Raw genomic sequence first — 13,602 nt, forward strand, 5'->3', positions numbered from 1 at the left:
ATCGGATCGGGCTTCATGGCTTGGGCTCCTGGTTGGCGGTCTTGGCGAGCGGGCTCTGCGGCTTGGCGAAGTAGTCGGCCACAGCCACGATTTCCTCGGGGGTCAAGGCCTTGGCGATGTGCCCCATCAGATCGTTCGGGTCGTTGCGGCGCGTACCGTCGCGCCAGGCATTCAGTTGCCCGGCCAGGTAAGCCGCCGGCTGGCCGGCCAACGGCGGGAAGGCGTCCCCGACACCCACCCCGCCGGGCCCGTGACAGGTCACGCATTCCGGCACCTGACGCTCCCAGGCGCCACGCAAGGCCAACCGCGCGCCCACGCCCGGGGCCTCGGCACTGCGGGTGACCGGCGCGACTGTCGGGGCGGGCATCGCGGCCAGCGTCTGGCTGACCGCACTGATTTCCTCTTCGCTCAAGGCCTTGGCCAGCGGCTGCATCACCGGATTGCTACGCGCGCCGCTGCGAAAATCCTCCAGCTGCTTGCGTAGATAGCCCGCGGACAAACCCGCCAGGCGCGGGAAACCGGCCGCCGCCAGGCCCAGCCCATCCCCGCCATGACAAGCCAGGCAGGCCGTGGCACCGGGCTGCGCCCCACCCTGGGTAAAGACTTTCTGCCCATCCGCGGCATGGGCATGGGCAACGAGAAACAGCATCAGGCTGCTGAGCAGTATTCGATCCACGGGGATCATCGTGCACTCCATTGTTCTAGTTATATTCTTAGGTCTATTTCATATAAGACCTACAAAGAGTAGGCCAATAGACCTTCGGCTACAACGCGAACCCATCCCCTTTGCCCTGCCCAGCACGGAAAAAGCCGCACCTCCAAGCCGCGCGCCGCGCATCGATCGGCCCAGCGTAAACCTCCAGGTTGCTGCGCCGTGATGCCGAACGGCTAAGCCCCCAGCGCCTGGTTCAAGCGAGCCAGTACCTGCTCGGCGCTGAACGCCCCCACCGCCAGCGGCGCACGCAGGCCGTCACGCTCGAACAGCAGCGTGGGAAAGGAGCGCACACCCCATTGTCGGCAGCGGGCAAACTCCTGCTGGACCAGTTGCCGGGCTTCGGGCGATTCGAACAAGGCGCGGAATTCGGCGAAATCCAGCGACACACCCGCGCAGATATCCGTGTAGAAATCCACCTGTTTGGGATCTTCCCCCTCGACATAAAACTTGCGCTGAACCGCACTGAAGAAGCTCAGCACCGCCAAGTCAGCCAAGCCGTGGCGGGCCAGCAGCGACTTGACGACCGCCACCGCCCGGCAAGCCGGCTCGGTGTCATAGTCGAAGTGCGCAGCGGCCAGCAAGGAGAAATCGAAGGGTTGGCCGGTGACCTGGGCAATGTGTTTCCACTCGTTGTCCAGAAAGCGCTTGAAGTGCGCGTCCCACGGATCGCCACCGCCCGCTCGCAGCCCACCCGCAGTGATCGAGAATTCGATGCCTTGCGCTTCGCAAAAAGCCGCGACCTGGTGGACGACGGGCGAAATGCCCCAACACCAGGAGCACATGGGATCACCGATGTAATGCACGGCCAGCCCTGCACGCCGGCGAGGCGCAGGGGTGTCGGCCGGCTGGTCCGGCCCGGAGAGCAGGCAGGCGCCGGAAAGGGGATCGCAGTGGTTCATGCTCGAATGACTCCTTCGGATAGAGGGCCGGCGCAACGGCCCGTGGCTTGCCGCGCGCGGGGCTAGCGAGCGGGCTGCGCAACGCCGAACGGGTTGTCGATGGCGTAGATCCAGGTGCCATCGGCTTGCCGCTTCATGACGTCGGCGCCGGTACCCGCCATATCCACCGGCTTGCCATCGGCCCCGGTGCCCCTGATCGTCCAATCCAGGACCACCAGGGCGATGTCGTCCGCCTGGTAGACCTGACGCAGGGAAAACCGGATCGGCAGCCCGGCCGCCATGAACTGCGCCAGGGCGGCACGAATCTGCGCCGGTTCCTGCAAGGGCATGCCCGGTGCGGGAACGAACAGGCTGTCCTTGCCATACAGCTTGCCCAGGCCTTCGAGGTCAGCGGCGTTGAAATGGCGTTCGAAGGCCTGGGCCAGTTCGCTGGGGGAACGCGGCGGCTCTTGGGCCTGGGCGCTGTTCAGGGCAACCAGGGACAGTACGGCAGCAGCCGTCAGGGACTTGAACATGTCTTCACCTCGGTGGGATCAAGAAAGGAGGTGAAGCTTAATTAGCGTTGAAAAGTTGATATATACGATTAAAACTTAATCTTTGTTCAACTTTACTTAACAACATCATGGACAAACTGACGGCAATGGCCACCTTTGCCAGGGTGGTAGAGACCGGCAGCTTCACTGCCGCGGCAGAGGTGCTGACGCTGCCCAAGGCCAGGGTTTCCCAACGGGTTTCCGACCTGGAGCGGCACCTCGGAGTGAGGCTGCTCAACCGCACCACCCGGACCTTGAACCTGACCGAGGATGGCCGGGCCTATTTCGCCAAGTGCCAGGTGATTCTCCAGGACATCGACGAACTGGAAGGCGCCCTCAAGGGCGGCACGCTGGAGCCACGGGGAAAACTGAGGGTCGAGGCCCTGGTATCGGTCGCCCGCTGGCTGATCGCCCCACGCCTGCATGAATTCCAGGCCCGTTACCCTGAAATCGCCATACGCCTGGGGGCCAGCGACCGCATCAGCCATCTGCTGGAGGAAGGCATCGACTGCGCCATTCGTGGTGGGCATCTGGAAGACTCCAGCCAGATTGCCCGCCACGTCTGCGACGTGCGCCTGGGCCTGTATGCCGCCCCCGCCTACCTGGACCGCGCGGGCACCCCGGACCATCCCCGCGACCTGGCGCGCCATCGGCGGATCTCCTGGTTCGCCGGGCAGCGTAACCCCCTGGTCTGGCAGCTGGAGACCGTCGACGAGGCCTTCGAGTTGCCCGGCGAAGACGGCCTGCAATTTGATGATCCCGATGTCGCCATCGCTTCCTGCATGGCCGCAAGCGGCATTTGCCCGGGGGCGCCTTTCGCGGTGCAGGGCTGGGTTCGCGCCGGAGCCCTGGTGCCGGTACTGGCGCAGTGGAGCTTCCCGGCGCGGCCGATCCACATGCTCTACCCGAGCAGCAGGCACCTGTCCGCCCGGGTCCGCTGTTTCGTGGACTGGGCGCTGGAGTTGATGCAGCACAGCCCCGACCTGCGCCTGAGCCCGCGAGAACTCGCCGAAAGCCTTTAATCCAGGGCAAAAGCAAGGCACCGCGCAATAAAAAGCCCGCCCTGCGCGGAGGTCCGGGCAAGGGCGGGCTGTTGATAAATCCTCTGGCCGTCAGCCGGAAATGCAGTCCTCCGCCGCCTTGCGGATATCGCCCGGACGCATGGGCACGTTGGACATGCTCTCGTGCAGCTTGATGCTGCTGCCGCCGGAGCGCTCCTCGATATCGAACACCGCCGTCGGCCCCGAGGAGAGTTTCTGCGGAACGATCACGCGCATGCCATCCTTGTGCGGTTCGATCTGCAACTGGCCACGGCTGTCGGCCAGCTTGTCGCTGACGCACTTGGCATAGGCTTGTGGTTTTTTCCCTGAAATCACATTCAGGGTGGGCAGCGTCTGGTTAATGTCCGAGACCGTCGCACAGCCACTGATCGCCAAGGCCAGAATCAACACACCCCACTTCATAGATTTCCTCCGATAAAAACCGTCCGACCGCAGAAATAGAATTTTTCTCCGGGACGTCCAGATTTATCTTAAATAAACGGCAAATAACTGTTTTAAATTGTCAAAGCCGCTCGCCGCGGCCTGATAAACTGCGCCATCGTTTTGATTTTGTAGCAAAAGCCCTTCTGGAGGCGCCCATGAAATTTATCCACCAGCGCGAGCACCTCAACGAAGACGACATCGTCGTCATCGAGTGCTCCCAGGTCTGCAACATCCGCCTGATGAACGACGCTAACTTCCGAAGCTTCAAGAACGGCGGACGTCACACCTATCATGGCGGCGCGTTCGACAAGTTCCCGGCGAAGATCACCGCGCCGAGCACCGGCTTCTGGAACATCACCATCGACACCGTCAACCGGCGCCCCATCAGCGTCACGCGCAAGCCGAACTTCACCCACTCGATCAAGATCATCCGTCGGTCCAGCTCGAAACTGCGCTGAATTCCATCCCAAGCTCGCGACCAACAGGTATCACCGTGGCCCAGACAACCAAGTACGTCATCAAATACAAACTCAACGGCGAACGTCGCTTCGAGTTCGCCCAACTGCAAAACGGCACCCCGGAAGAAGCCCGCGCCGCGCTGGAAGCCCTACATGGCCAGAGTGGCGATGTCATCAGCGAGGTCAGCGTGAGCAAGGCGCTGTAGAGCGCTCGAGTTCCAACGCAAGCAGCGGAGTGTGGACGGCCCGGATCTTTTCCAGACTGGCGGGCATCAGCCGCTACCCCCGGGAATCCCGCACATGTCCGCCCTCTCCCTTGAACAACGCCTCGCCACGCTGGACTGGTCCTCGATCGAGCAACAGCTCGACCAGGACGGCAGTGCGCTGATCGCCGGCCTGCTCCGCCCCGACGAATGCCAGGCCCTGGGCAGCCTGTATCCTCGCGGCGAGCTGTTCCGCTCGCGGGTGGTCATGGCCCGCCACGGTTTCGGGCGGGGCGAGTATCAGTATTTCGCCTACCCGTTGCCGACGCTGGTCGCCGAACTGCGCGAGCGGGTCTATCCGCGGCTGGTGCCACTGGCCAATCGCTGGAACCGCAGCCTGGGCATTGCCGTGGACTACCCGCCGCGGCACGCGGATTTCCTCCAGCGCTGCCACGCCGCCGGCCAGCAGCGCCCGACGCCGCTGTTGCTGCAGTACGGTGCCCAGGACTACAACTGCCTGCATCAGGACCTGTACGGCGAAAACGTCTTTCCGCTGCAGGTCGCCATTCTGTTGTCACGCCCCGGCCAGGATTTCACCGGCGGCGAATTCGTCATCACCGAGCAGCGCCCGCGCATGCAGTCGCGCCCGCAGGTCATTGGTCTGAAGCAAGGTGATGCGCTGATCTTCGCCGTGCATCATCGGCCGGTACCCGGCGTGCGCGGCCATTACCGGGTGACATTGCGCCATGGCGTCAGCCGCCTGCACAGCGGCCGCCGGCATACGCTAGGAGTGATCTTCCACGATGCCCAATAATTTCACCGCCGAGCTGTTCGCCGAAGCCGAATTGCAACAGGCGCCCCGCACCGAACAGGTCGGCCCGCAAGCCTTCGTGCTGCGCGGCTTTGCCCTGCCCTGGGTCGAGCGCCTGTTGCCGGCCCTGCGTAGCGTGCTGCGCGCCGCGCCCTTCCGGCAGATGGTCACGCCAGGGGGCTTCACCATGTCGGTGGGCCTGAGCAGCTGCGGTCAGTTGGGCTGGACCACCGACCGCAGCGGCTACCGCTATACCGGCATCGACCCACAGAGCGGCCAGCCCTGGCCGGCCATGCCCGAGGCGTTCCGCGAGCTGGCGCAAACCGCCGCGACCGAGGCCGGCTTCCCCGACTTCGCGCCGGACGCCTGCCTGATCAACCACTATGTGCCCGGGGCGCGGATGTCGCTGCACCAGGACAAGAACGAACGCGACTTCAGCGCGCCGATCGTTTCCGTCTCCCTGGGGCTGCCGGCGGTTTTCCAGCTGGGCGGCGAGCAACGTGGCGACCGCCCGCTGCGGGTGCCGCTGCAGCATGGCGACGTGCTGGTCTGGGGCGGGGTCGACCGCCTGCGTTATCACGGCGTGCTGCCGCTCAAGGACGGCACGCACCCGCTGCTCGGTCCACGGCGCATCAACCTCACCTTTCGCCACGCCGGTTGAGCCCGGAAAATTCCAGCGCAAGACACCGAGTGCCAGGCGAACCGCCCGCGGTTAACCTGAGCGGCATCCGTCACCGAGCCAAGCCCATGACCCACATTCCGTCCAAGCCCACCACCGAAAGCGACCCGCGCTGGCTCGCGGTGCTCGCCCGCGATGCCAGCGCCGATGGCCAGTTCGTCTATGCGGTGAAGACCACCGGGGTCTATTGCCGCCCCAGCAGCCTGTCGCGCCTGCCGCGCCCGGAGAACGTCGAGTTCTTCGACACCGCGCAACAGGCCGAGGCCGCCGGCTACCGGCCCAGCAAACGCAGTGCCAGCGATCAGACCCAGGTGGCCACGCAGCATGCCCGCCTGGTCGCCGCCGCCTGCCGGCAGATCGAATCGGCGCCCGAATTGCCCAGCCTGAATCAACTGGCCGAGCAGGCCGGCATGAGCAGCTTCCACTTTCACCGGGTGTTCAAGGCGGCCACCGGACTGACCCCGAAAGGCTACGCCAGCGCCCACCGCTCGCGCCGCGTGCGCCACCAGCTCGAACATGGGCAGTCGGTGACGGACGCGCTGTATGACGCCGGCTTCAACTCCAACAGCCGCTTCTACGAAACCGCCGACCAGTTGCTCGGGATGAAACCCAGCGACTACCGCGCCGGCGGCCTGAATACCGATATCCGCTTCGCTGTCGGCCAGTGCTCGCTGGGAGCCATCCTGGTGGCCCGGAGCGAACGCGGGGTCTGCGCGATCCTGCTGGGTGACGACCCCAACGCCCTGGTGCAGGAGCTGCAGGACAAATTCCCGCGGGCCAACCTGATCGGCGCCGACCGCGATTTCGAGCAGTTGGTGGCGCAGGTGGTGGGGTTCATCGAGGCGCCGGCCATTGGCCTGGACCTGCCGCTGGACCTGCAAGGCACGGCCTTCCAGGAGCGGGTCTGGCTGGCCCTCAGGGAGATTCCGCCGGGCAGCACCGCCAGCTACGCCGAGATCGCCCGGCGTATCGGCGCACCGAAATCGTTCCGCGCCGTGGCCCAGGCGTGCGGGGCCAACAGCCTGGCGGTGGCGATTCCCTGCCACCGCGTGGTACGCAGCGACGGCGAGTTGTCCGGCTACCGCTGGGGGGTGGAACGCAAGCGTCAGTTGCTCGAACGCGAAAGTTCGTCGGACGCCTGAACGCCGATGTACACCGATACCGAGTCAGCGCCGGTGTACACCTCGAAGTCGGTGGCATAGCGCCGGCGGATCGCCGGGTTGTCCTCGAAGTAGGCCCAGATCAGGCTCCAGGTCTGGATCACCACCTCGGGCATCGGCCCCTTGGCGGAGAACGCCAGGTATTCGCCGCCCTCGATCCGCACCAGCGGATAGTCGGCATGGCCCTCGCCCACCGCGACCCCGACGGTCACGTCGAAATGCCCCGAGGCATCGGATTCGTAATTGGAATACACGCCGTAGACGAACGCGTCCGACTGCCGCTGAGCGATGCTGTCGAACAGGCCCTCGACAAAAAACCGCTCCCACATCGGCCCGATCCGCGCGCTGTCGGCCTGCTGCTCGTCGGCGTTGCAGGTCCGCACCTGCAGGCCGCAAACGCTGAAAGGCTCAACCTCTCGCCATTTGACCTCCATGCTTCACCCTCCTTCTGGCGTTAGTCTGTTTGGCCGGCAGGCACGGTATCAGCGATTCACATCCACCACCACACGCCCGCGCAACTCGCCAGCCAGCAGGCACGACGCCGCGGCGATGGCCTCGCCGAGCCCGATCTCCTGGCTGATCAGCGCCAGCAGCGCCGGGTCCAGGTCGCGGGCCAGGCGCTGCCAGGCCTCGATCCGCCGCGCCTTGGGCTGGGTCACGCTATTGATGCCGGCCAGGGTCACGCCGCGCAGAATGAAGGGCGCCACCGTCGCCGGGAAGTCCATGCCCTGGGCCAGCCCGCAAGCCGCCACGGTGCCGTTGGCCCGGGTGCTGGCGCAGGCGTTGGCCAGGGTATGGCTGCCCACCGAGTCGATCACCGCCGCCCAGCGCTCCCGGGCCAGCGGCTTGCCCGGCGCGGACAGGCTGGCACGGTCGATGATTTCGTGCGCACCCAGGCGCTCAAGGTAATCCCGCTCCTCGACACGGCCAGTGGAGGCCACCACCCGGTAGCCGAGCCGGGCCAGCAGGGCGATGGCAAAGCTGCCGACCCCACCGTTGGCGCCGGTGACCAGCACCTCGCCCTGCGCCGGGGTCACGCCGTTGCGCTCCAGCGCCAGGATGCAGAGCATCGCCGTGTAGCCGGCCGTGCCGATGGCCATGGTCTGGGCCGCGCTGAACGCCTCGGGCAGGGGAATCAGCCAGTCGCCATCGAGCCGGGCTTTCTGCGCCAGCCCACCCCAGTGCCCTTCGCCCACGCCCCAGCCATTGAGCAGCACCTGATCGCCCGCGCGGTAATCCGGGTGGCTGCTGGACTCCACCGTCCCCGCCAGATCGATCCCCGGCACCATGGGGAACTGGCGCACCACCGGGCTGCTGCCGGTGATGGCCAGGCCGTCCTTGAAGTTCAGGGTGCTGTAGGCCACCCGCACCGTCACATTGCCCGCGGGCAGTTGCGTGTCGTCGAGCTGGCGCAGCGCCGCGCGATAACCGGTGTCGTCTTTGTCGATCAGGATAGCGTTGAACATGACTGCCTCCGATAGGCCCGCATGAGCGGGCGGTGAGCGTGAGCTTCAGGTTGCAAAGGTGCCCACCTTCCCAGCCCGGGCGGGAAAAATCCACGTTCTTTTCGTTGTAGCCCCCTACCCAACACGGCCTGTAGGAGCGAGGCTTGCCCGCGATAGCGCTATCGCAGGCAAAAAGGGAATGCCCACGTCACCGCCAAAGTCGACTGGCCTTGAGCGGCGCACTCCTGCTACAAACCCCGGGTTGCCATCCTTGTTCTTTTGCTGCCGGAGAATCATTCAACATGAGCCAATGGCCTGACACCCGCATTCTCGACCTGCTGGGCATTCAACTGCCGATCATTCAAGGCCCCCTGGCCGGCGCGACCACCACGGACATGGTGATTGCCGTCGCCAGGGCCGGCGGTCTAGGATCCCTGCCCTGCGCCATGCTCACGCCCGAGCAGATCCGCCAGGACGTGCAAACCATCCGCCAGGCCACTGGCGCGCCGCTGAACCTGAACTTCTTCTGCCACCAGATTCCGGCCCCCGACGCCGAACGCGCCGCGCGCTGGAAAGCCGTGCTGGAACCCTACTACCGCGAGCTGGGCGCCGACTTCGATGCGCCCACGCCGGTCAGCAGCCGGGCGCCGTTCGACCTGGTCAGTTGCGAGCTGGTGGAAGAACTGCGCCCGGAAATCGTCAGCTTCCACTTCGGCCTGCCCGAGCCGGCGCTGCTGGCGCGAGTCAAGGCCACCGGGGCGAAGATTCTGTCCTCGGCCAGTACCGTGGATGAAGCGGTGTGGCTGGAGCGACACGGCTGCGACGCGATCATCGCCATGGGCTACGAGGCCGGCGGCCATCGCCCGATCTTCCTCAGCGACGACCTGAATACCCAGGTCGGCACCCTGGCCCTGGTGCCGCAGATCGTCGATGCGGTGCAGGTGCCGGTGATCGCCGCCGGCGGCATCGGCGATGCCCGCGGCATTGTCGCCGCCTTCGCCCTCGGCGCCTCGGCGGTGCAACTGGGCACCGCCTACCTGTTCACCCCGGAAGCCAAGGTCAGCGCCGCCCACCACCGGGCCCTGCGGACCGCCAAGGACAGCCAGACCGCCGTGACCAACCTGTTCACCGGGCGTCCGGCGCGAGGCATCGTCAACCGGGTGATGCGCGAGATCGGACCGATCAGCCCGCTGGCCCCGGCCTTCCCCCTGGCGGGTGGCGCGTTGATGCCGCTGCGCGCCAAGGACGAAGCCGACTTCGCCAACCTGTGGGCCGGCCAGGCCCTGCGCCTGGGCCGCGAACTGCCGGCCTTCGAGCTGACCCGCACACTGGCCGAGCAGGCCCTGGCCAGGTTGCATAAGGCCTGACCCCCAGCGGGCCGCGACCCTGCTCGCGGCCCGCCTCCTTCTTTCGCATTCGCTCCAGTTCCGTTCGCTGGCGATTCGCTATATATTTCCGTATACAGCGCAGTGCCTACCCCCGGCACAGTCCGCTGCCGCTACCCCCCAACCGCCCGCCGCACTTTCGCCAATGGAGCTGTTCATGAGCCTTCGCCTCACAGGTTTTGCCCCGACGTGCCTTGCCGCCCTGCTTGCCGCCTGCGCCTTGGGTTCGGCCCAGGCCGATGAAGTCCAGGTGGCGGTCGCCGCCAACTTCACCGCGCCGATCCAGGCCATCGCCGCCGACTTCGAGAAAGACACCGGGCACAAACTGGTGGCCGCCTATGGCGCCACCGGGCAGTTCTATACCCAGATCAAGAACGGCGCGCCGTTCGAGGTGTTCCTCGCCGCCGACGACAGCACCCCGGAAAAACTCGAAAGCGAAGGCGCCACCGTCAAGGGCTCGCGCTTCACCTACGCCATCGGCACCCTGGCGCTGTGGTCGGCCAGGGACGGTTATGTCGACAACCAGGGCCAGGTACTCAAGGCCAACCAGTATCAACACCTGTCGATTGCCAACCCCAAAGCCGCGCCTTACGGACTGGCCGCTACGCAGGTCCTGGCCAGGCTGGGCCTGGCCGAGCAGGTCAAGGCCAAGATCGTTGAGGGCCAGAACATCACCCAGGCTTATCAATTCGTGTCCACCGGCAACGCCGAGCTGGGCTTCGTCGCCTTGTCGCAGATCTACAAAGACGGCAAAGTCAGCAGCGGCTCGGCCTGGATAGTCCCGGCCGACATGCACGATCCGATCAAGCAAGACGCGGTGATCCTCGACAAGGGCAAGGACAACCCGGCGGCCAAGGCGCTGGTTGACTACCTCAAGGGGGCGAAAGCCGCGGCCATCATCAAGTCCTACGGTTACCAGATCTAAATGCCGCTATCGAGTGCCGACTTCTCCGCCATCTGGCTGACGCTGCAACTGGCGTCGCTGACGACCCTGATCCTGTTGATCATCGGCACGCCGATCGCCTTGTGGCTGTCGCGCACTCGCTCCTGGCTACGCGGGCCGATCGGCGCCATCGTCGCCCTGCCCCTGGTCCTGCCGCCGACGGTGATCGGTTTCTACCTGCTGCTCGCCCTCGGCCCCAACGGCTCCGTCGGCCAACTCACCCAGGCCCTGGGCCTGGGTACCCTGACCTTCAGTTTCAGCGGCCTGGTGATCGGCTCGGTGATCTATTCCATGCCCTTCGTCGTGCAGCCGCTGCAAAACGCCTTTACCGCGATCGGTACGCGCCCGCTGGAAGTGGCGGCGACCCTGCGTGCCAATCCCTGGGACAGTTTCTTCAGCGTGACCCTGCCCCTGGCCCGGCCGGGCTTCATCACCGCGGCGATCCTCGGTTTCGCCCACACTGTCGGCGAGTTCGGCGTGGTACTGATGATCGGCGGCAACATTCCCGAGAAGACCCGGGTGGTCTCGGTGCAGATCTACGACCATGTCGAGGCCCTGGAATACGCCCAGGCCCACTGGCTGGCGGCCGCCATGCTGGTGTTCTCGTTCCTCGTGCTGCTGGCGCTCTACTCCAGCCGCAAGACCCACGCTGGCTGGAGCTGAGCCGTGAGTGCATCGATCCACGTGCGCCTAAAGCGCCACTACCGCGATTTCGACCTGGACCTCGACCTGGAACTGCCCGGCCGCGGCGTCACCGCGCTGTACGGCCATTCCGGCTCCGGCAAGACCACCTGCCTGCGCTGCATCGCCGGCCTCGAACAGGCCGAACAGGGGCTGGTGCGGATCAACGACGAGACCTGGCAGGACAGCCAGCGCCAGCTGTTCCTGGCCCCGCACAAGCGCTCCCTGGGCTATGTGTTCCAGGAAGCCAGCCTGTTCAGCCACCTGTCGGTGCAGGCCAACCTGGAGTTCGGCCTCAAGCGCATCCCGCGGGCGCAGCGACGGGTCGACATGGCCCAGGCCACCGAGCTGCTCGGCATCGGCCAGCTGTTGCAACGCCACCCACACAACCTGTCCGGCGGCGAACGCCAGCGCATCGGCATTGCCCGCGCGCTGCTGACCAGTCCGCGGCTGCTGCTGATGGACGAGCCCCTGGCCGCCCTGGACAGCAAGCGCAAGAACGAGATCCTGCCGTACCTGGAACGCCTGCATGACGAACTGGAAATCCCGGTGCTGTATGTCAGTCACTCGCAGGATGAAGTGGCGCGCCTGGCCGACCATATCGTCCTCCTGGAAAACGGCCGCGCCCTGGCCAGCGGGCCGATCGGCGAGACCCTGGCGCGCCTCGACCTGCCCCTGGCGCTGGGCGACGATGCCGGGGTGGTGATCGAAGGCCGGGTCAGCCATTACGACGCCGGCTACCAGTTGCTCGCCGTGCAACTGCCGGGCAGCCAACTGCGGATCCGGGTGGCCCATGCCCCGATGGCCATCGGCAAGCACCTGCGCTGCAAGGTCCAGGCGCGAGACGTCAGCCTCAGCCTGCAGGCGGGCGAGCACAGCAGCATCCTCAATCGCCTGCCGGTGACGGTCAGCGGCGAAATTCCCGCGGACAACGCCGCCCATGTGCTGGTGCGCCTGGACGCGGCCGGCAGCCCGTTGCTGGCGCGGATCACCCGCTACTCCCGCGACCAGCTGGCGCTGCACCCGGGCCAGCAACTGTGGGCGCAGATCAAGGCGGTGGCCGTGCTCGCCTGAGCCGCGGATCACGCCGTCGGCACCCTGGCGCGCCGCTGCGGTCAATCAGCAGACAGGCCGATTGCCAAGGATTCCGCCATGCCCGACAGCCCATTGCGCCCAGACCTCGAGCTGCCACCGGAGTTGCACTATGTCGACGATAGCCAGCCCGGGATCAGCCGCCGGAAACGCCGCGGCACTTTCGTCTACTTCGACCCGCAGGGCCAGCGCATCGACGACCGCGAGCAGATCCAGCGCATCAACGCCCTGGCCGTGCCCCCGGCCTATACCGACGTGTGGATCTGCGCCGACCCGCAAGGCCACCTGCAAGCCACCGGCCGCGACGCCCGCGGGCGCAAGCAGTACCGCTATCACCCACGCTGGCGCGAGGTGCGCGACGCCGACAAGTATTCGCGCCTGCTGCAGTTCGGCACCGCCCTGCCGTCCTTGCGCCGGCGCCTGGAAGCCCTGCTCGCGGCCCCCGGCTTCAGCCGCGACAAAGTCATGGCCACGGTCATCAGCCTGCTCGACGCCACGCTGATTCGCGTCGGCAACAGCCAGTACGCCCGCGACAACCGCTCCTACGGCCTGACCACCCTGCGCAACCGGCACGTGGCGATCAAAGGCAGCTCGATCCTGTTCCAGTTCCGCGGCAAGAGCGGCATCGAACACCAAATCACCGTCAAGGACCCGCGCCTGGCGCGCATCCTCAAGCGCTGCCTGGAACTGCCCGGGCAGAACCTGTTCCAGTACCTCGACGAAAACGGCGAGCGCCACAGCGTCAGCTCCTCCGACGTCAACGCCTACCTGCGCGAGCTGACCGGCGCCGACTTCACCGCCAAGGACTACCGCACCTGGGCCGGCAGTGCCCTGGCCCTGGCGGTGCTGCGCGAGCTGCACTGGGAGCCCGAGGCCGAGGCGAAAAGACAGGTGGTGGAAATGGTCAAGGTGGTCTCTCGGCAACTGGGCAATACCCCCGCCGTGTGCCGCAAGTGCTATATCCACCCGGCGGTGCTCGAAGGCTTCGTACAGGGCCGCCTGGCGACGCTGCCCAGGCCACGCAAACGCAAGCACCTGAAGGCCGAGGAAGTCGGCCTGAGGGTGTTTCTCGAACATCTGGAGCAACAAGCCTGAGAAGCACTCATGGCGGCGC

The 13,602-nt window shown here is 66.1% G+C and carries 17 protein-coding genes; 11 read left to right on the top strand and 6 right to left on the bottom strand.

Annotated elements, in window-relative coordinates; all coding sequences use genetic code 11:
- Positions 1-13: 13 nt before the first annotated feature.
- From TO66_RS17635 to TO66_RS17645, 3 genes are all read right to left on the bottom strand, one after another.
- Entirely contained in the window at positions 14-685 is a 672-nt protein-coding gene (locus TO66_RS17635; RefSeq protein ID WP_044463492.1) for a cytochrome c, read from the bottom strand.
- A gap of 203 nt (positions 686-888) precedes the next feature.
- On the bottom strand, positions 889-1,614 hold the full coding sequence (locus tag TO66_RS17640) for a DsbA family protein (RefSeq protein WP_044463493.1): 726 nt from the start codon (positions 1,612-1,614) through the stop codon (positions 889-891).
- 62 nt (positions 1,615-1,676) lie between these two features.
- Entirely contained in the window at positions 1,677-2,129 is a 453-nt protein-coding gene (locus TO66_RS17645; protein WP_082061106.1) for a nuclear transport factor 2 family protein, read from the bottom strand.
- 107 nt (positions 2,130-2,236) lie between these two features.
- On the opposite strand from TO66_RS17645, the gene TO66_RS17650 reads away from it, so the two are divergent.
- Positions 2,237-3,169, top strand: a complete 933-nt coding sequence (locus tag TO66_RS17650; protein ID WP_044463494.1) for a LysR family transcriptional regulator — start codon at positions 2,237-2,239, stop codon at positions 3,167-3,169.
- Between the two features lie 90 nt (positions 3,170-3,259).
- Here the strand turns inward: TO66_RS17650 and TO66_RS17655 are convergent, their stop codons facing one another.
- Positions 3,260-3,610, bottom strand: a complete 351-nt coding sequence (locus TO66_RS17655; RefSeq protein WP_044463495.1) for a hypothetical protein — start codon at positions 3,608-3,610, stop codon at positions 3,260-3,262.
- Positions 3,611-3,786: 176 nt separating this feature from the next.
- Between TO66_RS17655 and TO66_RS17660 the strand changes: the two genes are divergently transcribed.
- The 5 genes from TO66_RS17660 to ada all read left to right on the top strand — a co-directional run bounded on the left by TO66_RS17660 (position 3,787) and on the right by ada (position 6,924).
- The gene (locus TO66_RS17660; RefSeq protein WP_044463496.1) at positions 3,787-4,089 is read left to right on the top strand and encodes a DUF1883 domain-containing protein; all 303 of its coding nucleotides are present in this window, start codon (positions 3,787-3,789) and stop codon (positions 4,087-4,089) included.
- A gap of 35 nt (positions 4,090-4,124) precedes the next feature.
- On the top strand, positions 4,125-4,295 hold the full coding sequence (locus TO66_RS33680; protein ID WP_171820049.1) for a hypothetical protein: 171 nt from the start codon (positions 4,125-4,127) through the stop codon (positions 4,293-4,295).
- A gap of 94 nt (positions 4,296-4,389) precedes the next feature.
- Positions 4,390-5,106, top strand: a complete 717-nt coding sequence (locus TO66_RS17665; protein ID WP_044463497.1) for a 2OG-Fe(II) oxygenase — start codon at positions 4,390-4,392, stop codon at positions 5,104-5,106.
- A complete protein-coding gene (gene alkB / locus TO66_RS17670; protein ID WP_044463498.1) occupies positions 5,096-5,764 on the top strand; it encodes a DNA oxidative demethylase AlkB in 669 nt (222 codons plus the stop codon). The genes TO66_RS17665 and alkB overlap by 11 nt, the downstream gene beginning before the upstream one ends.
- 86 nt (positions 5,765-5,850) lie before the next feature.
- Positions 5,851-6,924, top strand: a complete 1,074-nt coding sequence (gene ada / locus TO66_RS17675; protein ID WP_044463499.1) for a bifunctional DNA-binding transcriptional regulator/O6-methylguanine-DNA methyltransferase Ada — start codon at positions 5,851-5,853, stop codon at positions 6,922-6,924.
- On the opposite strand, the gene TO66_RS17680 is transcribed toward ada, so the two are convergent.
- The gene (locus TO66_RS17680) at positions 6,888-7,376 is read right to left on the bottom strand and encodes a GyrI-like domain-containing protein (protein ID WP_044463500.1); all 489 of its coding nucleotides are present in this window, start codon (positions 7,374-7,376) and stop codon (positions 6,888-6,890) included. The two genes, ada and TO66_RS17680, sit on opposite strands and share 37 nt — an antisense overlap.
- A 48-nt stretch (positions 7,377-7,424) precedes the next feature.
- Positions 7,425-8,408: an MDR family oxidoreductase gene (locus tag TO66_RS17685; protein WP_044463501.1), complete on the bottom strand. Its 984-nt coding sequence runs from the start codon at positions 8,406-8,408 to the stop codon at positions 7,425-7,427.
- A gap of 281 nt (positions 8,409-8,689) precedes the next feature.
- Here TO66_RS17685 and TO66_RS17690 point away from each other — a divergent pair, with 281 nt between their 5' ends.
- From TO66_RS17690 to TO66_RS17710, 5 genes are all read left to right on the top strand, one after another.
- Entirely contained in the window at positions 8,690-9,754 is a 1,065-nt protein-coding gene (locus TO66_RS17690) for a nitronate monooxygenase family protein (protein WP_044463502.1), read from the top strand.
- 175 nt (positions 9,755-9,929) lie between these two features.
- A complete protein-coding gene (gene modA / locus TO66_RS17695) occupies positions 9,930-10,697 on the top strand; it encodes a molybdate ABC transporter substrate-binding protein (protein ID WP_044463503.1) in 768 nt (255 codons plus the stop codon).
- Positions 10,698-11,378: a molybdate ABC transporter permease subunit gene (gene modB, locus TO66_RS17700; RefSeq protein WP_044463504.1), complete on the top strand. Its 681-nt coding sequence runs from the start codon at positions 10,698-10,700 to the stop codon at positions 11,376-11,378. It begins immediately after the preceding gene.
- A gap of 3 nt (positions 11,379-11,381) precedes the next feature.
- Complete coding sequence (gene modC, locus TO66_RS17705; RefSeq protein WP_044463505.1) at positions 11,382-12,470, top strand: molybdenum ABC transporter ATP-binding protein; 1,089 nt, start codon at positions 11,382-11,384, stop codon at positions 12,468-12,470.
- Between the two features lie 78 nt (positions 12,471-12,548).
- The gene (locus TO66_RS17710; RefSeq protein ID WP_044463506.1) at positions 12,549-13,583 is read left to right on the top strand and encodes a DNA topoisomerase IB; all 1,035 of its coding nucleotides are present in this window, start codon (positions 12,549-12,551) and stop codon (positions 13,581-13,583) included.
- Positions 13,584-13,602: the final 19 nt, after the last annotated feature.

The sequence above is a fragment of the Pseudomonas sp. MRSN 12121 genome, assembly GCF_000931465.1.
Taxonomy (GTDB): Bacteria; Pseudomonadota; Gammaproteobacteria; order Pseudomonadales; family Pseudomonadaceae; genus Aquipseudomonas.